Genomic DNA, 21,647 nt, shown 5'->3' with positions numbered 1-21,647 from the left:
CAGCCGGACCGCCGACAGCGGGGCGTCAGCCTGCGACCCGCTTCATCAGCGCGATGGCGCCGAATGGAGCGCGGACCTTGCCCTCGGTGATGAAGTAGACGAACACGTCGCGTGGCTTGACCGGCGCGTCGGTCGAAGGATCGGCGCGCGGCAGCTCGGCCGGTACCTTGCCCTGCGCCCAAGTCTTGGCGCGGGCCGCCCATTCGTCGAGCGCCTTGGGCGTATAGCAATCGGGATTGTCGTCGCTGCCGGTCTGCAGCCGCGCATAGATGAAATCGCCGGTGACGTCGGCAATCGCTGGATATTTAGCATGATCAGCAAAAACGATCGCGACCTTGTGCTTGCGTGCCAAGGCGGCGAACTCGGGCACGACGAAGCTGTCATTGCGCACCTCGACCGCGTGGCGCAGCGCAACGCCGTCCTGCTTCTCCGGCAATAGCTTGAGGAACGCCTCGAAGTCGTCCGGGTCGAACCGCTTGGTCGGCGCGAACTGCCACAGGATCGGCCCAAGCTTGTCGCCAAGTGCCGCGACGCCCGACCCGAGGAAGCGCATCACCGATTCGCCGGCCTCGCCGAGCACGCGGCGGTTGGTGACGAAGCGGTTGCCCTTCAGCGAATAGACGAAACCATCCGGCGCCTCGTTGGCCCATTTGACGAAGGTCGGCTCCTTGAAGCTCGAATAATAGGTGCCGTTGACCTCGATGGTCGGCACCTGCCGGCTGGCGTAATTCAGCTGCTTGGCCTTCGACAATTTGTCCGGGTAGAAGGACGTGTCCCAGGGCTCGAAGGTCCAGCCGCCCATGCCAGCGCGGATTGTTCCTGATTGAGTCATGGTAGTCCTCCCGGTTTGCAGAAAAAGGATCACGCGATGGCGGTCGTCTCGACGGCTTTCGCCATGTCGACGACCGTCCATCCTGGCCGATATGGATTGGGCCGGCGACCCGTTTCGCGAAAGCCGTAGGCCTTATACAACGAAACGTTCCGTTCCATTCTGGAATTGGTGTAGAGTCGGATTTCAGGCAAGCTCCACAGGCGCGTCTGTTGCTCGGCCCAGTCGAGCAGCGCTATGCCGAAACCCTTGCCTTGAAAGGCGGGCGCAACGGCGACGCTGAAGATCACTGTGTGGTCATCGTGCCGTTCGAGAACGATCAGGCCGGCCGGCTGTCCGTACTGCTCCGAAAGCCAGACCTCGCCGCGTTCTATGCGCGGCGCATAGTCCTCGGTGACGGGGATCGGCGGCGCTCCGAACAGGGCAGTGTAGGGCGCGTAGGCGTCGGTGGTGAGCGAGATCACCGTAGGGAGATCATCGGCCCGAGCGGCTCTCATGATCAAAACTGGCCCGCGCCGGCAGCGGCCGCAATCACCTTGTCCATGCCGGCGGCGATCGCAGCGACGGCATTGCGACTAGCGTCGCCCAAGCCGTGGCGTTCCGCCAGCCAGTGTGCGTCATTGTAGGAGAGCCAGACCTTGCCTTGCTCGTCCTCCCAGGCCAACGCCTTGACCGGCAGATCGATGCCGGCAAGCTGCCGGTCCTGCATCAGTGGCGTACCGCCTTTGGGATTGCCGAAAATCAGGAGTTGGGTTGGACGCAGTGATGTTTCGACATTGCGCGCACCGGCGGCGTGGTCAATGCGGGCGAAGACCAGCAATCCTGCACGTTCCACAGTCTCGACCAGGCGATCGATGGTTTCGGCCACGCCGAAGCTGCTTTGGACCGTGATGAGACCGTTCTTTGCCATCACTCCGCCGCTTCGCGCTTGCCTCCGGGGCGCCGCTCCAGCAATTCCCTCAGGAACTGCCCGGTATAGCTGCGCTTTTCGCGAACGATGTCCTCCGGCGTGCCGGACGCCACCAGCTCGCCGCCGCCGTCACCACCTTCGGGGCCAAGATCGAGAACCCAGTCAGCGGTCTTGATCACCTCTAGATTGTGCTCGATGACGACGACCGTGTTGCCCTGGTCGACCAGCTCGTGCAGCACTTCAAGCAGCTTGGCGACATCGTGGAAATGCAGGCCGGTGGTCGGTTCGTCGAGGATGTAGAGCGTTTTGCCGGTTGCCTTGCGCGACAGTTCCTTGGCGAGCTTGATGCGCTGCGCTTCGCCGCCCGATAAAGTCGTCGCCTGCTGGCCAACATGGATGTAGCCGAGGCCGACCCGTTTCAGCGTCTCCAGCTTGTCGCGCACGCCGGGCACGGCGGCGAAGAAATCGACGCCTTCCTCGACCGTCATGTCGAGCACGTCGGCGATGGACTTGCCCTTGAACAGCACGTCGAGCGTCTCGCGGTTGTAGCGCTTGCCGTGGCAGACATCACAGGTGACATAGACGTCGGGCAGAAAATGCATCTCGATCTTGATGACGCCGTCGCCCTGGCAGGCCTCGCAGCGGCCGCCCTTGACGTTGAACGAGAAACGGCCCGGCTGGTAGCCGCGCGCCTTGGCCTCCGGCAGGCCGGCGAACCAGTCGCGGATCGGCGTGAAGGCGCCGGTATAGGTTGCAGGGTTGGAGCGCGGGGTGCGCCCGATCGGCGACTGGTCGATATCGATGACCTTGTCGAGGAATTCCAGCCCTTCGATGCGGTCGTGATCGGCAGGATGCTCACGCGAGCCCATGATGCGGCGTGACGCCGCCTTGAACAAGGTCTCGATCAGGAAGGTCGACTTGCCGCCGCCGGACACGCCGGTGACGGCGGTAAACGTGCCGAGCGGGATTTCAGCGGTGACGTTCTTCAGATTGTTGCCGCGCGCGCCGACGATCTTCAGCCGGCGGTTCTTTTTCGCCTCGCGCCGAACCGCAGGCGTCGCCACTTCGAGCTCGCCCGACAGATATTTGCCGGTGATCGAGGCGGGAGTCGCCATGATCTGCTGCGGTGTGCCCTGGGCGATGATGTGACCGCCATGGATGCCGGCGGCCGGGCCGATATCGACGACGTAGTCGGCATGCAGGATGGCATCCTCGTCGTGCTCGACGACGATGACCGTGTTGCCGATGTCGCGCAGATGCTTCAGCGTGTCGAGCAGGCGGGCATTGTCGCGCTGATGCAGGCCGATCGACGGCTCGTCGAGCACGTAGAGCACGCCGGTCAGGCCGGAGCCGATCTGCGAAGCGAGGCGGATGCGCTGGCTCTCGCCGCCCGACAGCGTGCCGGAGTTGCGCGACAGCGTCAGATAGTCGAGACCGACATCGTTGAGGAAGCGCAGCCGCTCGCGGATTTCCTTGAGCACGCGCACTGCGATCTCGTTCTGCTTGTCGTTAAGCGAAGCAGGCAAATCGGTGAACCACTGGTCAGCCTTGCGGATCGACAGCTCGGTGACCTCGCCAATGTGCTTGCCGGCGATCTTGACTGCGAGCGCCTCGGGCTTCAGCCGGTAGCCGCGGCAGGCCGGGCAGGGCGTGGCCGACATGAAGCGCTCGATCTCCTCGCGCATCCAGGCGGATTCGGTTTCCTTCCAGCGGCGCTCGAGATTGGGGACGACGCCCTCGAAGGTCTTGGTCGTTTTGTAGGAGCGCAGCCCGTCATCATACTGGAAGGCGATTTCGCGCTCGCCAGTGCCGTGCAGGATGGCCTGCTTTGCCTCTTCGCTCAAATCCTTGAACTTGTCGCCGAGCTTGAAGCCATAGGCAACGCCCAGCGCTTCCAGCGTCTGCGCATAATAGGGTGAGGTCGACTTCGCCCACGGGCTGACGGCGCCGGCACGCAGCGAGACATTCTCGTCGGGCACGACCAGGCTGGCATCGATGGCGCGCTGGCTGCCGAGCCCGTCACAGGTCGGGCAGGCGCCGAACGGATTATTGAACGAGAACAGCCTGGGCTCGATCTCGGGAATGGTGAAGCCGGACACCGGGCAGGCGAATTTTTCCGAGAACAGCATGCGCTCATGCGTCTCGTTTTTCGACTTGTTGACCGAATCCTCGCCTGTCTGGCTGGCGTCGAGCGGCTTGTCGGCAAATTCCGCCACCGCCAGCCCGTCGGCCAGCTTCAGCGCGGTCTCGATGGAATCGGCGAGCCGCGTCGCCAGATCGCCGCGCACGACGATGCGGTCGACGACGACGTCGATGTCGTGCTTGTACTTCTTGTCCAGCGCCGGCACGTCGGCGATCTCGTAGAAGACGCCGTCGACCTTGACGCGCTGAAAACCCTTTTTCTGCAGCTCGAGCAGTTCCTTGCGGTACTCGCCTTTGCGGCCGCGCACCATCGGTGCCAGGATGAACAGCCGGGTGCCCTCTTCGACCGCAAGCACCCGGTCGACCATCTGCGAAACCGTCTGGCTCTCGATCGGCAGGCCGGTGGCCGGCGAATAGGGGATGCCGACGCGGGCGAACAAAAGCCGCATATAATCGTAGATCTCGGTGACGGTGCCGACCGTCGAGCGCGGGTTCTTCGAGGTGGTCTTCTGCTCGATGGAGATGGCCGGCGACAGGCCGTCGATCTGGTCGACGTCCGGCTTCTGCATCATCTCGAGGAATTGCCGTGCGTAGGCCGAAAGGCTCTCGACATAGCGGCGCTGGCCTTCGGCATAGATGGTGTCGAAGGCAAGCGACGACTTGCCGGACCCCGACAGCCCGGTCATGACGATCAGGCTGTCACGCGGCAGGTCGAGATCGACATTCTTCAGATTGTGTTCGCGTGCCCCGCGAATGGAGAGATATTTATGGTCGGCCATCGCCGGTCGCCGCCTCAGAATCTGGAATTCGTGGGATGGGCGGGTTTTCCCGACCACCCCCTATGTAGGTAATTTCGCCGCCTTTTCGAGAGACGCCACAACTCTCGACCAATGCGTTTAACCGCCTTTCGCGCGAACGGGCAAGCGGAAAGAACAAAGGCCGAACACGCTCCTGACAAAAGCTGCCCGTACAGCCGGCTTCACAATGCATCTCGCGATCACATTTTTTGGTAATCGGCTATTCAAGGTTGACGTCCATGCGTCACGGGGGCAGACTCCAAACGTCAACGAAGCCGGCCGTCTTTCGATGGCCTCGCGGCCTGGGGCTAGCCTGCGAGACGCCGCGGGTTATGCGATGAGCGCTTCGACGACGACAGTCACAACGAACAGAAGGAGAGCAGAGGCATGACTCCACCGGATAGTTCCTTGAGGCTCCACGTGTCGCTGGAGCCGCGGCAGGTATAAGTAGCCAGGTCAGGCGTTTAGCGCTACCTGCCAACGTTGACCTGCCGATCCCCACAACAATCAGAGACTGCTAGTCGGATCGTCGGCTGAATGCCGCGAAGCATCCGAAATAAAAAGCCGGCAGTACATTCCCGGCAATTTGGATTTTAGATCCAAGAAGCCCCGTCAGTTGCACAAGCAATGGCGGGGCTGTTCGTTTGAAGCGCACATTTGCGGTGCATACCAGGCGAACTTAGCGGCTGGGAGGCCTGATCCCGCCGGTGGCGACATCGATGGTGATGCTACCGGAAATCCGAACTTCGGTATCGCCGATCTTGAATGTGCCGTAGCCGCTGCTGGGAACCGCCCCGTCGGGCTCGGGCTGCAGCGCTGGCTCGGCGATGCGATAGTCGCTGGTCACACCGGGCAGGGCGCCCCTTTGCGCCGACGTCGAATTATCTTGGGCAAATGCCGTGCCCACCAGCATGTTCGTGCCCACAATGGCGGCAATGGCAAGGTATAGGCTGGGTGAACGGCTGGCGGTCATCACCTGACTATAGTGCGGCGATAGCGCCGAAGCCAGACCGGCGGCGCTGAAAGTTGCCGGCCCTTATATCGCTTCGAAGGTGCTTCACGCGGCCTGTTTGCGAGTGTCGAAAACATGGTCGACGAGGCCCCAATCCTTGGCCTCCTGCGCGGTCATGAAAAAGTCGCGGTCGAGCGTGCGTTCCACTTCTTCGTAGGTGCGGCCGCAATGCTGGGCGTAAAGATCGGTCATGCGCCGCTTGGTGCGAAGGATGCCCTCGGCATGGCGCTGGATGTCGGAGGCCTGGCCCTGGAAACCGCCTAGAGGCTGATGCAGCACGATGCTGGCGTTGGGCAATGCGATGCGCCGCCCCGGCGTGCCCGCCATCAAGAGGAACGAGGCCATCGAGGCGGCGAAGCCCATACAAACGGTGGAGACCGGGCAGCTGATGTACTGCATCGTGTCGTAGATGGCGAAACCGCTGGTCACCACGCCGCCCGGCGAGTTGATGTAGAGCGAGACCTCCTTGTCGGGATTGTCGGATTCCAGCGACAGAAGCTGGGCGCAGACCAGCGCCGAGGTGCCGTCGTCGATCGGGCCGTTGATGAAGACGATGCGCTCGCGCAGCAGCCGCGAAAATATGTCGAAGGCGCGTTCGCCGCGGCTCGACTGCTCGATCACCATCGGCACCAGATTGGCAAGGCCGCTCATCGTTTCTCTCCGTTGACTATTGTCGTTCAGGCCGCGCGCAGGAAGAGGCGCGGGATGTTGGCGGCGATCTGCTTGTGCCTGGGATTGCGCGCTTCAAACGAAAGCCGACAGCCGGCGCCTGCCATCGCGATCTCCGGCATCGCTGCCCGAGCAAAACCATCATGGACGATGCGCAGATGCGTGCCGCCGGAAACGGTGCGATCGAGCGTAAAGGTGACGATGCTGTCCACCGGGCTGTCGTCCATTGGGCTGTCCACCGGGCTGCCGGGCGGCGCCTGTGTATCGCCGGGCGCCGGCCGTTCTCGCCAGGAATAGCGCAGCAGCCGTCCGGGATCGGCGTCGAGGATTTCGCATTCGATCGGCGCCTCCGGCGCTTTAAAGGCAAAGCGGCTACCGATCTTTGGTTCAATGTCGTTCGGCATCATCCAGGCCGCGAGCAGGTCCGGCACCGTCAGCGCCCGCCACACCTTTTCCGGCGGCTCCGGCAGCTCGCACTCGAACTCGATCTTGTCTGCCGCCATTTCCGCGCGTTCTTTGCCTCGGCTGGTCATTGGTCCATGTCCTTCAAAACCGTCTTGAGCCTTTCGATGCGCTCTGGCCAGAACGCGCGGTAGCGTTCGATCCAGCCGAGCAGTGGCGCAAGCCCCTTCGGATCGGCGCGGTAATAGGCGTTGCGACCGGCCCGGCGCTCGACCACGAGGCCGGCGCCGCGCAGCACGGCGAGGTGTTGCGATACCGCCGGCTGCGATACCGGCATGCCAGTGCGCAGTTCCGACACCGTCATCTCGCCGCCGGCGAGCCGCTCATAGACGGCGCGACGCGTCGGATCGGCCAGTGCCCGAAAAATCTCTGCTTCGATCATGTCAAAAGCATAAGTCGATACTTATCGGTTTGGCAAGCCGTGTTTTTAAGACAGGCGGTGTTTTTTAAGACGGGCGAGGTTTTACAAACTCGCTGGAAGCCAGCGTCTCACCATGTCAGGGGATCCGTTGAACGTCGCCTCGAAAACTGGTGACGCGAGCACGGCATGGATATGAAGCATTTCGGAGCCGACGTTTCGGAAGCCATGTCGCCTGCGCGCGGCAACAACAAGCGACTGTCCGGCAGTCAAGACGACATGCTCTTCGTCGATCCACATCTCGGCCTTGCCAGCGATGACGGTAAGCACTTCCTCGACCGGGTGCCAATGTGTCGGGGCGCCAACCGCTGGTTCGACCCATTGTTCGAATATGCAAAGTTGAGTTGCGCCGTTGTGGGCCGAGACATGCATTCGGGTCTTTACCCCCGCCCGCCATTCTTCTTGCGGCTGATCGTCATGCGCAACCGTCTTCATGCGTTCGCCTCGATCCCATGGTCTGTGGAAATTCGACGCCAAGACACTACTTCTTGCTGACAACTATTGACAGTGCAGGGCCTGTACTATAGAACGAAAAGAGAACAAAAACGTTGTGGGAAAAGGCAGCGACGGCAGGCAGGGCTTATCCATAGCCTGTAAGGTGCAGCGACGGAAATCTGGTTTCGGATGAGCGCGGAGAAGTATCATGGCGGGTAGCGTCAACAAGGTCATTCTGGTGGGCAACCTCGGGGCGGACCCTGAAATCCGCCGCCTGAATTCGGGTGACCCGGTTGTCAACATCCGCATCGCGACGTCGGAAAGCTGGCGCGACAAGACTTCCGGAGAGCGCAAGGAAAAGACCGAGTGGCACAATGTCGTGATCTTCAACGATCAGATCGCCAAGGTGGCCGAGCAGTATCTGAAGAAGGGCATGAAAGTCTACGTCGAGGGCCAGTTGCAGACGCGCAAGTGGCAGGACCAGACCGGCAATGACCGCTATACGACCGAAATCGTGCTGCAGAAATTCCGCGGCGAGCTGCAGATGCTCGATGCACGGGGCGAGGGCGGCGGCCAGGTCGGCAACTATGCCGGTGGTGGTGCCAGCCGCGGGTCCGATTTCGGCCAGTCCGGCCCGGGAGAAAGTTTCAATCGCGGTGGCGCCAACAAGGGCACCGGCGGTGGTTCGTCGCGCGAACTGGACGACGAAATCCCGTTCTGATTTCTCGGGGCGGACTGCCCTTGCGGCGAAAAGCGCCAGCACCTTGGCCACGAAATGGCGTCCCGAAAATCTGTCTTGGATTTTCGGGACGTTGTGCGTTTGAGCGGTGAAAGGACGGATCAGTGAAAGCAAGGGTCACATGGGTCGAGGAGCGCACTTTCGTCGGCGAGTCCGCCAGTGGGCACAAGCTGGTGCTAGGCACTGCGTTCGGGCCGGAGGGCAAGACGCCGGGGCCGAGCCCAATGGAGCTGGTGCTGATCGGCACCGGCGGCTGTTCGGCTTATGACGTGGTCCATATCCTGGAAAAGGGGCGCGAGGCGGTCGAAGATTGCGTCGTCGAACTCGATGCCGACCGTGCAGAAGCCGATCCCAAGGTGTTCACCCGCATCCACATGCATTTCGTCGTCAAGGGCCGGGCGCTGTCGCACGACAAGGTAAAGCGCGCGATCGAGCTTTCGATCGAGAAATACTGCTCGGCCTCGGCAATGATGGCCAAGACCGCCGTGATCACCCATGACTTCGAAGTGATCGAGACGGCGAAGTAGGGCGGTTCCTACGTCGCCATCAGTGCCTTGATGCCGTCGGCGACGAACTGCACGGCGAGCGCCGCCAGTATGACGCCAAGCAGCCGCGTGAGGATCGAACGGCCGGTCTGGCCGAGGATACGGTCGATGCGCTCTGACAGCACGAACACCAGGTAGGTGATGACAAGGCAGATCGCGATGATGCCGACAAGTGCTGTCTGCGCGCTAAAACCCTGAAACGAGCTTGAGAGCAGGACGGTCGCCGAAATCGCGCCGGGACCCGCAATAAGCGGGATCGCCAGCGGAAAGGCGGCGATGTTGTGGATCATGTCCCTGGTGATGGCGACATCGCCGATCTTCTCCTTGCGGTCCTGCCGGCGCTCGAACACCATTTCGAAGGCGATGAAGAACAGCAGAAAGCCGCCGGCGACGCGGAAGGCCGGCAGGGTGATGCCGAAGACTGACAGGATCGACGCGCCGGCGACTGCGAACAACGCCATCACCAGGAAGGCGATGACCGAGGCGCGCACGGAGACCTGGTTGCGCTCCTCGCGGTTCATGCCGCGGGTCACGGCGAGGAAGAGCGGCGCCAGGCCGGGCGGATCGATCGTCACCAGTATGGTGACGAAGGCGTTGAACAGGCTGTCGAAGCTCGGCATGCTGACCCTCCCCGCCGGCAATGCCGGATAACGGGATTGGTAGAGCAAAGCGGTGCCAGTGGAAACCGTGCGGATCAGGGGCTGGCGGCGCGCCGCGCCAGAAACTCGACTTCGACACGCCAGGCCGCGCCGTCGTCATACGACCGCTCGCCCAGCCAGCGGAAGGAATCTCCGGTGATCCGGGAAAAGCTCCAGCGTACCGAAGCGCCGGTGCCGTCTGCGCCCAATTGGACGATCGTGTCGCCTTCGACGCGGCCCAGCTGGCGGCTGTAATACTGGTTGCGCGGGTCGCTCCAGAAGATGTGCCAGGCGTCGACGCCTGAGTCATAGACGCGCAACGTCGTGCCATAGAAGGTCCATTTGCCGAGCGACGGCGAGGGGCCGGCGTCGCGAGCGGGCAGGATCCATACGTCCTGGATCGCGCGGCCCTCGAGCACCCAGCCGAAATGCACTTCGCCGCGCCCGGTCAGCACCTGGCCGTCCTCGAGATGGCGCGTGGCGTCGAACGTCCAGGCGCCGACGAAGCGGCCATAAAGGTTCAGTTTCTCGGCAAGGGCCGGTACGGGCCCATCGCTGTGCAGGGCCTTGGCAAAGGAATTGGACATGGCTTCGCTCTCATCTTGTCAGGAGACCGGTAAGCATAGAGGCCGACCGGGGTTCTGCGCTTGGGAAAAATTGCTATGTTTCGGCGATGACGACGAGCGCGCATAGGCTGGCGTCGGGCCGAGGCTGGCAGGTGTTGGATGTCGTCTGCACCGCTAGTGCCGCCGACAGGCCATTCGAGGAGGAGCATCGGGATTTCTGCGTCGCCGCCGTGACCAGCGGCACGTTCCGCTATCGTGCGCGCCAGGGCACGGCGATGCTGACGCCGGGCGCGCTCCTGCTCGGCAATCCCGGCACCTGCTACGAATGCGGGCATGAGCATGGCACCGGCGACCGCTGCCTCTCCTTCCATTTCGGACTGGCCTATATGGAGCGGATCGTCGCCGACGCGGGCGCAAAGCAGCTTGATTTCAGCATGCCGCGCCTGCCGCCTTTGTCGGCGCTGGTGCCGCTGCTCGCCGAAGCGGAGGCGGCGCGCGAGATGGCCGACACCGGCGCGTTCGAGGAACTCGCCCTGCGCATTGCCGGCGCAGCCGTGACAGCGGCTTGCGGCGATACGGATCGGGGACGGGCGCCAAGTCGCCGTGACCAGAAGCGTGTCGCCGAAGCGGTGCGCCGCATCGAAATCGATGCCGACCGGCCGATCTCGCTTGCCGAACTCGCCGACGAGACCGCCACCAGCCCTTACCATTTCCTGCGCACCTTCCGGCACGTTGCCGGCATGACGCCCTATCAGTTCCTGCTGAGAGCGCGGCTGCACAGGGCAGCCGTGCGGCTGCGGACGTCAGATCAGGCGATCTCGGCGATCGCCTTTGCGGCGGGATTCAACGATCTATCAACCTTCAACCGCCGTTTCCGGCGGCTGATGGGCGAGACGCCGGGAACTTATCGCGCCCGCCGGCGACGCTCGTGAAAGGGTGCCACGGCCATATCGTCGCAATTGGTGTATCCTTTTGAATTTGCCGCTAAAAACGACACTGGAAAACTGCCGCGATTATTGGAGTTTCGGGCCGGCTTCCTATATAAGCACCAAGTGATTCCTGATTAGATTGTGATCCGATTTGACCGACCAAAAGACACCGCGCGGCGCCGACGGCGGCCCCACCGGCATCGAGCCGATATCCATCATCGAGGAGATGCAGCGCTCCTATCTCGATTACGCCATGAGCGTAATCGTCAGCCGTGCGCTGCCGGACGTGCGCGACGGCCTCAAGCCGGTGCATCGCCGCATCCTCTACGCCGCCTATGAGAGCGGCTATCACTGGAACCGCAAATATGTGAAATCGGCACGCCCGGTCGCCGACGTGATGGGTAAATACCATCCGCATGGCGACGCCTCGATCTATGACGCTTTGGTGCGCATGGCGCAGGATTGGTCGCTGCGCGTTCCGCTGATCGACGGGCAGGGCAATTTCGGCTCGATCGACGGCGATCCGCCGGCGGCGATGCGCTACACGGAATCGCGGCTGACCAAGGTCGCGCATGAGTTGCTGGAAGACATCGACAAGGACACCGTCGATTTCCAGGACACTTACGATGCGTCGGGCAGCGAACCGAAAGTCCTGCCGGCGCGCTTCCCGAACCTGTTGGTCAACGGCTCCGGCGGTATCGCCGTCGGCATGGCCACCAACATCCCGCCGCACAATCTGGGCGAGGTCTGCAACGGCGCCATTGCCCTCATCGACAATCCGGCGATCGACCTGCCGGCGCTGATGGAGATCATTCCTGGACCGGATTTCCCGACCGGCGGCATCGTGCTTGGCCGCTCCGGCATCTACAGCGCCTATTCGACAGGCCGCGGTTCCATCGTCATGCGCGGCCGCGTCAACGTCGAGCCACGCGGCAACGACCGTGAATCGATTGTCATCACCGAGGTTCCCTACCAGGTGAACAAGGCGTCGATGATCGAGAAGATGGCCGAGCTGGTGCGCGATAAGCGCATCGAGGGCATTTCCGACATTCGCGACGAGAGCGACCGCCAGGGTTACCGCGTCGTTATCGAACTGAAGCGCGACGCCGTCGCCGATGTCATCCTCAACCAGCTTTACCGCTTCACCCCGCTGCAGACGTCCTTCGGCGCCAATATGGTGGCGCTGAACGGCGGCAAGCCGGAATTGCTGACGCTGACCGACATGCTGAAGGCGTTCGTCGCCTTCCGTGAGGAGGTGATCAGCCGGCGCACGAAATTCCTGCTGCGCAAGGCGCGCGACCGCGCCCATGTGCTGGTCGGCCTTGCCATTGCTGTTGCCAACATCGATGAAATCATCAAGCTGATCCGCACGGCGCCGGACCCGCAGACGGCGCGCGAGCAGTTGATGGAGCGGCGCTGGCCTTCGGGCGACGTGGAATCGCTGATTCTGTTGATCGACGATCCGCGCCATCGCATCAACGAGGACGGAACCTACAATCTCTCCGAGGAGCAGGCCCGCGCCATCCTCGAACTGCGCCTGCAGCGCCTGACCGCGCTCGGCCGCGACGAGATCGCGGACGAGCTGAATACGATCGGCGACGAGATCAAGGATTACCTGGACATCCTGTCGTCCCGCGCCCGCATCCAGCAGATCGTCAAGGACGAACTCATCGCCGTGCGCGACGAGTTCGGCACACCGCGCCGCACCGAGCTCGCCGAGGGCGGGGCCGACATGGAAGACGAGGACCTCATCCAGCGCGAGGACATGGTCGTCACCGTCAGCCATTCCGGCTACATCAAGCGCGTGCCGCTGTCGCTCTACCGGGCGCAGCGCCGCGGCGGCAAGGGCCGCTCCGGCATGTCGACCAAGGACGAGGATTTCGTCACCCGGCTGTTCGTCGCCAACACGCACACGCCGGTGCTGTTCTTCTCCTCACGCGGTATCGTCTACAAGGAAAAGGTCTGGCGCCTCCCGATCGGCAACCCGCAATCGCGCGGTAAGGCGCTGATCAACATGCTGCCGCTCGAACAGGGCGAGCGCATCACCACCATCATGCCGCTGCCGGAGGATGAGACGAGCTGGGGCGAGCTCGACGTGATGTTCGCCACCACGCGCGGCACGGTGCGTCGCAACAAGCTTTCGGACTTCGTCCAGGTCAACCGCAACGGCAAGATCGCCATGAAGCTGGACGAGGAAGGCGACGAGATCCTCGGCGTCGAAACCTGCACCGACAATGACGACGTGCTTTTGACGGCAAGTTCCGGCCAGTGCATTCGCTTTTCGGTCAGCGACGTACGCGTCTTCCAGAGCCGCAATTCGGTCGGTGTACGCGGCATAGCCATGGCCGATGGCGACCGGGTGATCTCGATGGCGGTGATCGAGCATGTCGATGCGCCGCCGGCCGAGCGGGCCGCCTACCTCAAGCGGGTGGTGGCTGAACGCCGGCTTGTCGTCGACATTGCCGCCGGTGAGGAGGAAGAAATCCAGCTTACCAATGAGGAGGTCGGCGAAGAGGCGGAGCTTTCCGACGAGCGCTACGAATTCCTCAAGGCACATGAGCAGTTCGTGCTGACGGTTACGGAATATGGCTACGGCAAGCGTTCGTCGTCCTACGATTTCCGTCTGACCGGCCGTGGCGGCAAGGGTATCCGCGCCACCGACGTGTCGAAAACGGCCGAAATCGGCCGCCTGGTGGCGACTTTCCCGGTCGGCAATGACGATCAGATCATGCTGGTTTCGGATGGCGGCACCGTCATCCGCGTCCCGGTCAACGGCATTCGTTTTGCCAGCCGCGCCACCAAGGGCGTTACGATCTTTAATACCGCAGAGGGCGAGAAGGTCGTTTCGGTGGAGCGGATTTCAGAGCCGCAAGCCGACGAAGAGATCGAAGAGAGTGTCGATGCTGAAGGTGGCGCTGCTACCGATGCCGAAGGTGGGGAGCCTGACACTACCGTCGAGTGAGTTTGCCGCGACGGCGCCAGCCCTATGGGCCGGCGTTCTCAAGAAACCCAGCAATCTAGAAGTGGCGATAAGGCTTGCGGATGCCGAAGCCTTCGAACCGTTTGGTATTGGCCTTGGCGCGGACTCGCTGTGCTTCCTGATGCAACCCGAATACGGTAGCGATCAGCATGGCGACGGTCATTGCGGTGGCGAGCATGTAGATCAGCATGTGCGTGTTCTCCTGCGCCTAACAACGGTTAGATGGGTGTTTGGTTTCATCTTTCGAAGCTGCAACTTAGTGAACACTGCGTGAAGCCGTTGTGAGCGGCACATTCATCTGTCGTTCACGTCGGCCAAAAGGTTCATGGGGCGGGCCTGCCGATCGGATTTGCCTTTAGGGGAGAGGCTCGCTAGAAGCACCTGCCATGACCGAACGCATCGCCCTTTATGCCGGCTCTTTCGACCCGCTGACCAACGGCCATCTCGACGTGCTGAAGGCGTCGCTGGCCGTGGCGGACACCATCTATGCGGCGATCGGCATCCATCCCGGCAAGAAGCCATTGTTTTCCTTCGAGGAACGGGTCGATCTGATCGAAACGGCAACGAAGGCGGAATTCGGCAGCGACGGTGCGCGCATCAAAGTGGTCGCCTTCGACGGTCTGGTCATCGACGCGGCCAGGAAGCATGGCGCCTCGATCATGATCCGCGGCCTGCGCGACGGCACCGATCTCGACTACGAGATGCAGATGGCCGGCATGAACGAGACCATGGCGCCGGAGCTGCAGACGGTCTTCCTGCCCGCCAGCCCCTCGGTGCGCACCATTACCGCCACACTTGTGCGCCAGATAGCTTCGATGGGAGGCGACATCCGCCACTTCGTGCCGGCGGCCGTGGCCGGCGCGCTCACCGCCAAATTCGCGAAATAAATGCATGTCGCCCAAAAGTGGAGCCCGGTTTTGGGTAACGACATGCATGAACGAAGATATTCGGAGAAAGATCCCATGCAGCTGAAAAAGCTTGCCTTCTTGCTTGTCATGCTTGCCGGTCTTGTGACCGCATCGGTGTCGGCGTTTGCCGCCGATCCCGAAAACACCATGATCGTAACGCTGAAGGACGGCGACGTGACCATCGCGCTGAGGCCCGACCTTGCGCCGAAGCACGTCGCGCAGATCAAAAAGCTGGTGCGCCAGGGCGCCTACGACAACGTCGCCTTCCACCGCGTCATCGACGGCTTCATGGCGCAGACCGGCGACGTCAAGTTCGGCAATATGAAGAGCGGCTTCAATGCCGACGCCGTCGGCACCGGCGGTTCCGATCTTCCCGACCTGCCGGCCGAATTCTCCAGCACCGAGCACTACCAGCGCGGCGTGGTCGGCATGGCCCGCTCCGACGATCCGAATTCCGCCAATTCGCAATTCTTCATCATGTTCGCGCCGGCACCGCCGCTCGACGGCCAGTACACCATCGTCGGCAATGTCGTCAGCGGCATGGAGCTGGTGGACCACATCAAGAAAGGCGAAGCGGCGCAGAACGGGACGGTGACCGACCCCGATCGCATGATCAAGGTGCGTATCGCCGCTGACGGCAAGTAAACCCAAGTTTCAAAAGGATATTCTGACATGGCCGAGATCAAGGACCGCGAGAACGCGCTTATCATGGACACGACCAAGGGCAAGGTCGTCATTGAATTGTTCCCAGACCTGGCGCCCGGCCATGTCGGCCGCATCAAGGAGCTGGCGCGCGAAGGCGCCTATGACGGCGTAGTCTTCCACCGCGTCATCGACGGCTTCATGGCGCAGACCGGTGACGTGAAATTCGGCAATTCCAATAAGCCGTCTTTCGCGCCGACCCGCGCCGGTACGGGCGGTTCCGACAAGCCCGACTTGAAGGCCGAGTTCTCCAACGCCAACCACGGCCGCGGCACCTGCTCGATGGCGCGCTCGCAGAACCCGAACTCGGCCAATTCGCAGTTCTTCATCTGCTTCGACGATGCCGCCTTCCTCAACCGCCAGTACACGGTGTGGGGCCAGGTCATCGAAGGCATGGACAATGTCGACAAGATCAAGCGCGGCGAACCGGTGCAGGATCCCGACAAGATCGTGTCGCTCAAGGTCGCGGCCGACGTGAAATGACCAGCCGGGCTGTCGCGGCCATCGCATTTGTGCTCGTCGCGGCGGCCACTCCGGCGGTGGCGACGGAATCGATCGTTTGCAGCGCCGACGGCGGCGCGGCATCGATCGACGTGTTGATGGGACACACAGCCGTCATTGCAGTGGCGCGCGTGTGGCTGGTGGATGCCGGCGGCAAGACATGGACCACGGACGGCCAGCCGGGTTCAACGAAAGTCATCGTCGGACAGGCATTCGAGGACGACGAGCGTATGCTGATCGATCTCACTGATGAGGGCCTCAGCTCGATCGTCGCCAGATTGCGGCTGGTCAAGGCCAGCGAGCAGTCCAGTTTCGCGATGGGCGGCACATTGAGCATAGACGGTGTCGGCGCCTGGGCGGTGACCTGCCCGGAACCTTGAGGCGGGGATTTCTTGCGCGTCGACCTTTTTGACTTCGATCTGCCGGAGGAGCGCATCGCGCTTCGCCCAGCCGAGCCGCGCGACAGTGCCAGAATGCTGGTGGTCAGGCCGGGCGCGGGGCTCGAGGACATGACCGTGCGCGACCTGCCGTCCCTGCTCAAGGCTGGTGATGTGCTGGTTTTCAACGACACCAAGGTCATTCCTGCGCAGCTGAAAGGCATCAGGCGGCGCGGCGAGGCAGCGGCGCAGGTCGAAGCCACGCTGCACATGCGGACGGCGCCCGACCGGTGGCTCGCCTTCATGCGGCCGGGCAAGCGCGTCGCCGCCGGCGATCGCATCCATTTCGGTCATGATGCCAATTCCTGCTTTCTCGGCCAGCTCGACGCGACCGTGATCGAGAAGGGTGAAGGTGGCGAGGTGCTGCTCGGCTTCGACCTGTCGGGTCCGTTCCTCGATGAGGCTCTGCACGCCGTCGGCCACATCCCGCTGCCGCCCTACATCGCCTCCAAGCGTGACGACGACGAGCGCGACCGCAGCGATTACCAGACCATCTATGCCAGGGAGGAGGGCGCCGTGGCCGCGCCGACGGCGGGGCTGCATTTCACGCCGGAGCTGTTTGCCGCGCTCGACGCCAATGGCATCGAGCGCCGTTTCGTCACGCTGCATGTCGGCGCCGGCACGTTTTTGCCGGTGAAGGCGGACGACACCGCCGACCACAAGATGCACGCCGAAACCGGTTCGGTCAGCCCGGAAACCGCCGAGGCGCTGAATGCGGCGAGAGCAAAAGGAGGGCGCATTATCGCTGTCGGCACGACATCGCTGCGTTTGTTGGAGAGCGCGGCTGGCAAGGACGGCAGGCTGGCCGCATGGTCAGGCCCGACCGACATCTTCATCACGCCCGGCTATCGCTTCAAGACCGCCGACATGCTGATGACCAATTTCCATCTGCCGCGTTCGACGCTGTTCATGCTGGTTTCGGCCTTCTGCGGTTTGCAGACGATGCACGCGGCCTATGCGCATGCCATTGAGAACCGCTACAGGTTCTATTCCTATGGAGACGCAAGTCTTCTGTTCAGGGAGGATAACGATGGACGATGACCTGGAAACTTTCGGCCGCGAAGCCTTGCTCGCCGAGGTCAGGAAACTGCGCGCCGGCATCCGCCAACACCGCGACGCCACCGGCCATGATCTGTGCTGGCATCACCCCGACCTCTGGTCGCTTTTACCCGAAAAGACCGAGCCGGCGATTGCCGTGCCGCCCTGGCCGAAATTCATGCGCGGCTGCATCCGCTACCGGCAGTCGCTCGACCGACAGGCTCCGGACGCGCCGGTGTTCGACAAGGAGTTCGATAGCTAGGGAATTCAATGACTAACGCATTCGCCTTCAAGGTGCTGGCGACCGAAGGCAGAGCCCGGCGCGGCTCAATCACCATGCCGCGCGGGGAAATCCGCACGCCCGCTTTCATGCCGGTCGGCACCGGCGGCACGGTGAAAGCCATGTATATGGATCAGGTGCGCGGTGTCGGCTCGGACATCATCCTTGGCAATACCTACCACCTGATGCTGAGACCCGGCGCCGAGCGCGTGGCTCGGCTCGGCGGCCTGCATGAATTCGCCCGCTGGCCCTATCCGATCCTCACCGACAGCGGCGGCTTCCAGGTGATGTCGCTGTCGAAGCTGAGGAAACTGACCGAGAACGGCGTGACCTTTCGTTCGCATATCGACGGCGGCGCCTACGAGATGTCGCCGGAGCGTTCCATCGAGATCCAGGGGCTGCTCGATTCAGACATCCAGATGCAACTCGACGAGTGCACGGCGCTGCCGGCCAAGGAAAAAGAGATCGAGCGTGCCATGGAGTTGTCGTTGCGCTGGGCCGAGCGCTGCAAGACGGCGTTCGGCGAGCAGCCCGGCAAGGCGATGTTCGGCATTGTGCAAGGCGGCGATATACCGGACCTGCGGCTGCGCTCGGCGCAGGCGCTGAAGGCGATGGAGCTGAAGGGCTACGCGGTCGGCGGGTTGGCCGTCGGCGAGCCGCAAGCGGTGATGCTGGAGATGCTCGACATCACTTGCCCGGAGTTGCCGGCTGACCGGCCGCGGTACCTGATGGGTGTCGGTACGCCGGACGACATCTTGAAGTCGGTGGCGCGCGGCATCGACATGTTCGACTGCGTGATGCCGACGCGGGCAGGGCGGCATGGCCTTGCCTATACACGGCGCGGCAAGGTCAATCTGCGCAACGCCCGCCATGCCGACGATCCGCGCCCGCTCGATGAGGAAAGCGACTGCCCGGCCGCACGCGACTATTCGCGCGCCTATCTGCACCACCTGGTGCGCTCGCAAGAGGCGCTCGGGGCGATGCTCCTGACCTGGAACAATCTGTCCTACTACCAGCAGCTGATGCGCGACGTTCGCGAAGCGATCGGGGCTGGCAGGTTCGCCGGACAAGCTGAGATCATCACGCAGCAATGGGCAAACGGTGACCTCCCCGTCCGGTAGGCGTGCTCGCCAGGAATCCGGCTCCAGGGAGGAGTCGCACCTGCCATGAACTGTTTTGAAACGTCTGCCTAATAAGCATTGCCGGACGACATCGGGCGAGGATCAAGAACCTGTTCGTTTCGGGGCAAGTTTCAGTTCCTGGCACGACGGTGCGGACGAATGGCAGCGCCGAGCCTTCGCCTTCGCCCTCCGTGGCGGTCCAGCAATGGACGGCGGGGTCGTTGCTTGCCGTTCTGGTCATCGCCGTGACCGGCTTGGTTTTGCGCTTGCTTGGCGCGCGCGGCGACCTTTGGCTGGACGAGATCTGGAGCTTTGCGCTGATTGAGCCGCTGACCTCGATCGACCAGATATTCTGGCGCGTCAATCACGACAACAATCATTTCCTCAACTCGGTCTATCTCTATCTCATCGGCCCCGACGCTTCGCCTTTGATCCAGCGAGGCCTGTCGATAGCACTAGGTGTTGCCACGACAGTTGCGGCGGCAGCGACCGCCGCACCGCACGGACGACGGGCGATGATTGCCACAAGCCTGTTGTTTGCCGTGAGCTATCCGATGGTGCACTACGGCTCGGAGGCGCGTGGCTATGCCGGCCTTGTGCTCTTCACGCTGCTTTCGGTGGTTTTTCTGGAGCGCCGGCTCGACAACAAACGGTTGTCTGGCACGGCCTTGGCAGCGGCGATCCTTTTCGGGTTCCTATGCCATCTCACCATGATCGGAATGGTGGCAGTCCTCGCAATCTGGACCGCGTGGCTCGCCTGGCAGCGTACGGCGAGGATCAGCCGTGTCGTTGCGGATCTGGCGTCGATCTTCCTGCCGGCCTTGCTTGCCGTGCTGCCGCTGGCTGCCTGCGTGTTTATCGGCGGCAGGCTGTTCGGCTTCAGTGTCGGTGGTGTTTCGCCGTTCTCGATTGCCGCCTTCGCGCAGGGCTATGGCGGAATGATCCGCTCTCTGTTCGGGCTGCCCCCCTGGTTCGGCGACTGGCCGTATATCGTTGCCGCCTGCGGTCTTGTTGGCCTCTCCGCTGGTGTCTGGTGCGATCGCCGGGCCAGCCTCTATGTCATCGGGATTATCGGACTGCCTTTGCTCATGGCGGCGACACATCTGCCCAATCTCGAGTTTCCGCGCTATTTCATCATCAGCGGAACATTGCTGCTGCTCTGGGCCGGCGAGATGATCGGTCGCGGCTTGGCTGCTCGCGGGACTGCCAGGCTATTTGCGGTGGGAGCACTGGCGATCGTGGTGAGTGGAAGCATTTCGTCGCTGCTCCAATTCTATCAGTACGGACGCGGCTCGTACGCTGCTATGGTCGATGAAATGACCAGGAACGGCGCTGCCGCCTATGCGAGCAACAGTGATTTCCGCACCGCCATGGTCGTCGATTATTTTGCGGCGCGGACGGATCGTCGGGCTTGGCTGGTTCCGGAAAACAGGATGTGCGCCGACCGGCCGGCTTGGCTGATCCTCGAGGGGGATGTGGACAAGCAAGCCGAACATGTTGAACCGACGGCCGCATGCGCTTTGGCGTATGAACGGGCCGACGCGTCGAGACACTGGGGGTTTTCAGGCCTGAGCTGGACGCTCTACCGGCGACAGGATTGAGACAACTTTGCCCTCCTCAAGCACCCTCAGGTGCTGAGCGACGTGGACGCGCGCAGGCTGCAGCCGGTGATCCGAAAGCTGCCGTCAGGCTGTAGTTCGAGCGTGTAGACCGCCTCATAGTCCTTGCCATCCGGGCCGACGATCAGCACCTGCTGGATGATCGAGGTCGGGCTCGTCTCGCGAACCTTGCCGAAGGAGTAGGTCTGCGGTTGGCGCACCGGCGGGTAGCCGTTGGTCACCATGTTCATGAAGGTATCGACAGTTGGAAAGATGCGTTTCACATTTGGTGCGGCAAAGCTGTAGGCCGTCGCTCCGTCGTTGGCGATGAAGGCCTTCAATTGACCATCGATGACCGTTTGCGCCGCCTTGACTTCGGCGTCGCCAGCAAAGGCCTGGGATGCGAAAATGAATGGAACGACTGCGAATGCGAAAAACGCGCGGCGCATGGCCTGTCTCCGTTGTCCCTGAGAAATCGCTGTCCGAGGTACATGATACTATACGCTTTGCAGTGCTCGAGGGTTTCAGCCGAGCGCAAACATTCGGCGCCGCGAGCTGTGTCCAGACCGAGAAAGCATTGTCGAGGCTAGAACAGCCTGAGCGATGGCCGATGCTTGAAAGCCGGGCGGCAGTCTGCCACAAGGGCCGCTCGATTTTACCTAGAGCGTGCGATGTTGGGCAGGACCAGGCAATGAAAGCATTTTTCGTGCAGATAAAGTGCGATCTGGGCAAGGCCTATGACGTTGCCAGCGCCCTGGCCGATGCTGAGATCGCTTCCGAAATCTACTCGACAGCCGGAAACTACGACCTGCTCGCCAAATTCTATGTCGACGACGAGGAAGACATCGGCCACTTCGTCAACGAGAAAGTGCAGATTCTTCCCGGCATCAAAGACACGTTCACGGTCGTCACCTTTCGCGCGTTTTGATCCGCATCCGGCATCTGCCCGGACACGAAGCAAAGCCTGACTACGGCCCTATCGGCACTGCCT

26 protein-coding genes are annotated in these 21,647 nt (G+C 62.4%); 13 read left to right on the top strand and 13 right to left on the bottom strand.

All coding sequences use genetic code 11. The features are described from left to right. Positions 1-25: 25 nt before the first annotated feature. The 9 genes from NKH37_RS02265 to NKH37_RS02225 all read right to left on the bottom strand — a co-directional run bounded on the left by NKH37_RS02265 (position 26) and on the right by NKH37_RS02225 (position 7,674). Positions 26-832 carry a DUF72 domain-containing protein gene (locus NKH37_RS02265; RefSeq protein ID WP_352494575.1) on the bottom strand — a complete coding sequence of 269 codons (807 nt, stop codon included), beginning with the start codon at positions 830-832 and terminating at the stop codon, positions 26-28. Positions 833-861: 29 nt separating this feature from the next. After that, entirely contained in the window at positions 862-1,332 is a 471-nt protein-coding gene (locus tag NKH37_RS02260; protein WP_352494576.1) for a GNAT family N-acetyltransferase, read from the bottom strand. Continuing rightward, positions 1,329-1,739 carry a DUF302 domain-containing protein gene (locus NKH37_RS02255; protein ID WP_023717804.1) on the bottom strand — a complete coding sequence of 137 codons (411 nt, stop codon included), beginning with the start codon at positions 1,737-1,739 and terminating at the stop codon, positions 1,329-1,331. The genes NKH37_RS02260 and NKH37_RS02255 overlap by 4 nt, the downstream gene beginning before the upstream one ends. After that, positions 1,739-4,660, bottom strand: a complete 2,922-nt coding sequence (gene uvrA / locus NKH37_RS02250; protein WP_353004218.1) for an excinuclease ABC subunit UvrA — start codon at positions 4,658-4,660, stop codon at positions 1,739-1,741. Before uvrA ends, NKH37_RS02255 begins: the two co-directional genes overlap by 1 nt. Before the next feature lie 697 nt (positions 4,661-5,357). Next, entirely contained in the window at positions 5,358-5,651 is a 294-nt protein-coding gene (locus NKH37_RS02245) for a hypothetical protein (protein WP_352789227.1), read from the bottom strand. A gap of 84 nt (positions 5,652-5,735) precedes the next feature. Further along, positions 5,736-6,341: an ATP-dependent Clp protease proteolytic subunit gene (locus tag NKH37_RS02240; protein ID WP_352482251.1), complete on the bottom strand. Its 606-nt coding sequence runs from the start codon at positions 6,339-6,341 to the stop codon at positions 5,736-5,738. 26 nt (positions 6,342-6,367) lie between these two features. Then, positions 6,368-6,892 carry an SRPBCC family protein gene (locus tag NKH37_RS02235; protein WP_023717800.1) on the bottom strand — a complete coding sequence of 175 codons (525 nt, stop codon included), beginning with the start codon at positions 6,890-6,892 and terminating at the stop codon, positions 6,368-6,370. Next, on the bottom strand, positions 6,889-7,203 hold the full coding sequence (locus tag NKH37_RS02230; RefSeq protein WP_023717799.1) for an ArsR/SmtB family transcription factor: 315 nt from the start codon (positions 7,201-7,203) through the stop codon (positions 6,889-6,891). Before NKH37_RS02230 ends, NKH37_RS02235 begins: the two co-directional genes overlap by 4 nt. Before the next feature lie 81 nt (positions 7,204-7,284). Continuing rightward, positions 7,285-7,674, bottom strand: coding sequence for a cupin domain-containing protein (locus NKH37_RS02225; RefSeq protein WP_353004220.1), 390 nt, complete (start codon positions 7,672-7,674; stop codon positions 7,285-7,287). 208 nt (positions 7,675-7,882) lie between these two features. Here NKH37_RS02225 and NKH37_RS02220 point away from each other — a divergent pair, with 208 nt between their 5' ends. Beyond that, positions 7,883-8,395: a single-stranded DNA-binding protein gene (locus tag NKH37_RS02220; RefSeq protein WP_023717797.1), complete on the top strand. Its 513-nt coding sequence runs from the start codon at positions 7,883-7,885 to the stop codon at positions 8,393-8,395. Between the two features lie 122 nt (positions 8,396-8,517). Next, positions 8,518-8,940: an OsmC family protein gene (locus NKH37_RS02215; RefSeq protein ID WP_023717796.1), complete on the top strand. Its 423-nt coding sequence runs from the start codon at positions 8,518-8,520 to the stop codon at positions 8,938-8,940. Between the two features lie 8 nt (positions 8,941-8,948). Here the strand turns inward: NKH37_RS02215 and NKH37_RS02210 are convergent, their stop codons facing one another. Then, positions 8,949-9,578, bottom strand: coding sequence for a MarC family protein (locus NKH37_RS02210; protein WP_023717795.1), 630 nt, complete (start codon positions 9,576-9,578; stop codon positions 8,949-8,951). 74 nt (positions 9,579-9,652) lie between these two features. Beyond that, positions 9,653-10,183, bottom strand: coding sequence for a hypothetical protein (locus tag NKH37_RS02205; RefSeq protein ID WP_352908358.1), 531 nt, complete (start codon positions 10,181-10,183; stop codon positions 9,653-9,655). A gap of 86 nt (positions 10,184-10,269) precedes the next feature. Here NKH37_RS02205 and NKH37_RS02200 point away from each other — a divergent pair, with 86 nt between their 5' ends. Both NKH37_RS02200 and gyrA read left to right on the top strand, forming a co-directional pair. Then, on the top strand, positions 10,270-11,094 hold the full coding sequence (locus NKH37_RS02200; protein ID WP_353004222.1) for a helix-turn-helix transcriptional regulator: 825 nt from the start codon (positions 10,270-10,272) through the stop codon (positions 11,092-11,094). A 148-nt stretch (positions 11,095-11,242) separates the two neighbouring features. After that, on the top strand, positions 11,243-14,053 hold the full coding sequence (gene gyrA / locus NKH37_RS02195; protein ID WP_353040771.1) for a DNA gyrase subunit A: 2,811 nt from the start codon (positions 11,243-11,245) through the stop codon (positions 14,051-14,053). Between the two features lie 55 nt (positions 14,054-14,108). Here the strand turns inward: gyrA and NKH37_RS02190 are convergent, their stop codons facing one another. Beyond that, positions 14,109-14,261: a hypothetical protein gene (locus NKH37_RS02190; protein WP_023717791.1), complete on the bottom strand. Its 153-nt coding sequence runs from the start codon at positions 14,259-14,261 to the stop codon at positions 14,109-14,111. 196 nt (positions 14,262-14,457) lie between these two features. Here NKH37_RS02190 and coaD point away from each other — a divergent pair, with 196 nt between their 5' ends. The 8 genes from coaD (at position 14,458) to NKH37_RS02150 (ending at position 20,659) form a co-directional block, all read left to right on the top strand. Beyond that, on the top strand, positions 14,458-14,958 hold the full coding sequence (coaD, locus tag NKH37_RS02185; RefSeq protein ID WP_023717790.1) for a pantetheine-phosphate adenylyltransferase: 501 nt from the start codon (positions 14,458-14,460) through the stop codon (positions 14,956-14,958). A gap of 75 nt (positions 14,959-15,033) precedes the next feature. Further along, complete coding sequence (locus tag NKH37_RS02180) at positions 15,034-15,624, top strand: peptidylprolyl isomerase (RefSeq protein WP_502895845.1); 591 nt, start codon at positions 15,034-15,036, stop codon at positions 15,622-15,624. Between the two features lie 27 nt (positions 15,625-15,651). After that, positions 15,652-16,164 (top strand): peptidylprolyl isomerase, encoded by a 513-nt coding sequence (locus tag NKH37_RS02175; protein ID WP_023717788.1) that lies wholly within the window; start codon positions 15,652-15,654, stop codon positions 16,162-16,164. Then, on the top strand, positions 16,161-16,562 hold the full coding sequence (locus NKH37_RS02170) for a hypothetical protein (RefSeq protein ID WP_352855364.1): 402 nt from the start codon (positions 16,161-16,163) through the stop codon (positions 16,560-16,562). Before NKH37_RS02175 ends, NKH37_RS02170 begins: the two co-directional genes overlap by 4 nt. Positions 16,563-16,574: 12 nt before the next feature. Next, positions 16,575-17,660 (top strand): tRNA preQ1(34) S-adenosylmethionine ribosyltransferase-isomerase QueA, encoded by a 1,086-nt coding sequence (gene queA / locus NKH37_RS02165; protein ID WP_023717786.1) that lies wholly within the window; start codon positions 16,575-16,577, stop codon positions 17,658-17,660. Then, positions 17,650-17,919, top strand: a complete 270-nt coding sequence (locus NKH37_RS02160; RefSeq protein WP_353004224.1) for a hypothetical protein — start codon at positions 17,650-17,652, stop codon at positions 17,917-17,919. The genes queA and NKH37_RS02160 overlap by 11 nt, the downstream gene beginning before the upstream one ends. An 8-nt stretch (positions 17,920-17,927) precedes the next feature. Continuing rightward, complete coding sequence (gene tgt / locus NKH37_RS02155; RefSeq protein ID WP_352482259.1) at positions 17,928-19,058, top strand: tRNA guanosine(34) transglycosylase Tgt; 1,131 nt, start codon at positions 17,928-17,930, stop codon at positions 19,056-19,058. A gap of 221 nt (positions 19,059-19,279) precedes the next feature. Beyond that, on the top strand, positions 19,280-20,659 hold the full coding sequence (locus NKH37_RS02150; protein ID WP_353004226.1) for a glycosyltransferase family protein: 1,380 nt from the start codon (positions 19,280-19,282) through the stop codon (positions 20,657-20,659). A gap of 26 nt (positions 20,660-20,685) precedes the next feature. Here NKH37_RS02150 and NKH37_RS02145 read toward each other — a convergent pair whose 3' ends face one another. Next, positions 20,686-21,105, bottom strand: a complete 420-nt coding sequence (locus NKH37_RS02145) for a DUF4864 domain-containing protein (protein WP_023717782.1) — start codon at positions 21,103-21,105, stop codon at positions 20,686-20,688. 242 nt (positions 21,106-21,347) lie between these two features. Here NKH37_RS02145 and NKH37_RS02140 point away from each other — a divergent pair, with 242 nt between their 5' ends. Further along, positions 21,348-21,584 (top strand): Lrp/AsnC ligand binding domain-containing protein, encoded by a 237-nt coding sequence (locus NKH37_RS02140; RefSeq protein WP_023674883.1) that lies wholly within the window; start codon positions 21,348-21,350, stop codon positions 21,582-21,584. The last annotated feature ends 63 nt before the right edge of the window (positions 21,585-21,647 follow it).

This window comes from Mesorhizobium sp. M1217, from assembly GCF_040318275.1.
In the GTDB taxonomy this organism is placed as follows: Bacteria; Pseudomonadota; Alphaproteobacteria; order Rhizobiales; family Rhizobiaceae; genus Mesorhizobium.
The sequence above is the reverse complement of the archived record's forward strand: the minus strand, read 5'-3'. Positions and strand labels throughout refer to the sequence as shown.

What these genes read in the sequence shown, in the direction of transcription:
- tgt (WP_352482259.1), top strand. Translation starts at nt 17,928, where the DNA reads ATGACTAACGCATTCGCCTTCAAGGTGCTGGCGACCGAAGGCAGAGCC.
- NKH37_RS02205 (WP_352908358.1), bottom strand. Translation starts at nt 10,183, where the DNA reads ATGTCCAATTCCTTTGCCAAGGCCCTGCACAGCGATGGGCCCGTACCG.
- NKH37_RS02235 (WP_023717800.1), bottom strand. Translation starts at nt 6,892, where the DNA reads ATGACCAGCCGAGGCAAAGAACGCGCGGAAATGGCGGCAGACAAGATC.
- NKH37_RS02200 (WP_353004222.1), top strand. Translation starts at nt 10,270, where the DNA reads ATGACGACGAGCGCGCATAGGCTGGCGTCGGGCCGAGGCTGGCAGGTG.
- NKH37_RS02230 (WP_023717799.1), bottom strand. Translation starts at nt 7,203, where the DNA reads ATGATCGAAGCAGAGATTTTTCGGGCACTGGCCGATCCGACGCGTCGC.
- NKH37_RS02175 (WP_023717788.1), top strand. Translation starts at nt 15,652, where the DNA reads ATGGCCGAGATCAAGGACCGCGAGAACGCGCTTATCATGGACACGACC.
- NKH37_RS02190 (WP_023717791.1), bottom strand. Translation starts at nt 14,261, where the DNA reads ATGCTGATCTACATGCTCGCCACCGCAATGACCGTCGCCATGCTGATC.
- NKH37_RS02180 (WP_502895845.1), top strand. Translation starts at nt 15,034, where the DNA reads ATGCAGCTGAAAAAGCTTGCCTTCTTGCTTGTCATGCTTGCCGGTCTT.
- coaD (WP_023717790.1), top strand. Translation starts at nt 14,458, where the DNA reads ATGACCGAACGCATCGCCCTTTATGCCGGCTCTTTCGACCCGCTGACC.
- NKH37_RS02220 (WP_023717797.1), top strand. Translation starts at nt 7,883, where the DNA reads ATGGCGGGTAGCGTCAACAAGGTCATTCTGGTGGGCAACCTCGGGGCG.
- NKH37_RS02145 (WP_023717782.1), bottom strand. Translation starts at nt 21,105, where the DNA reads ATGCGCCGCGCGTTTTTCGCATTCGCAGTCGTTCCATTCATTTTCGCA.
- NKH37_RS02140 (WP_023674883.1), top strand. Translation starts at nt 21,348, where the DNA reads ATGAAAGCATTTTTCGTGCAGATAAAGTGCGATCTGGGCAAGGCCTAT.
- NKH37_RS02255 (WP_023717804.1), bottom strand. Translation starts at nt 1,739, where the DNA reads ATGGCAAAGAACGGTCTCATCACGGTCCAAAGCAGCTTCGGCGTGGCC.
- NKH37_RS02245 (WP_352789227.1), bottom strand. Translation starts at nt 5,651, where the DNA reads ATGACCGCCAGCCGTTCACCCAGCCTATACCTTGCCATTGCCGCCATT.
- NKH37_RS02265 (WP_352494575.1), bottom strand. Translation starts at nt 832, where the DNA reads ATGACTCAATCAGGAACAATCCGCGCTGGCATGGGCGGCTGGACCTTC.
- NKH37_RS02210 (WP_023717795.1), bottom strand. Translation starts at nt 9,578, where the DNA reads ATGCCGAGCTTCGACAGCCTGTTCAACGCCTTCGTCACCATACTGGTG.
- NKH37_RS02160 (WP_353004224.1), top strand. Translation starts at nt 17,650, where the DNA reads ATGGACGATGACCTGGAAACTTTCGGCCGCGAAGCCTTGCTCGCCGAG.
- NKH37_RS02240 (WP_352482251.1), bottom strand. Translation starts at nt 6,341, where the DNA reads ATGAGCGGCCTTGCCAATCTGGTGCCGATGGTGATCGAGCAGTCGAGC.
- uvrA (WP_353004218.1), bottom strand. Translation starts at nt 4,660, where the DNA reads ATGGCCGACCATAAATATCTCTCCATTCGCGGGGCACGCGAACACAAT.
- NKH37_RS02170 (WP_352855364.1), top strand. Translation starts at nt 16,161, where the DNA reads ATGACCAGCCGGGCTGTCGCGGCCATCGCATTTGTGCTCGTCGCGGCG.
- NKH37_RS02225 (WP_353004220.1), bottom strand. Translation starts at nt 7,674, where the DNA reads ATGAAGACGGTTGCGCATGACGATCAGCCGCAAGAAGAATGGCGGGCG.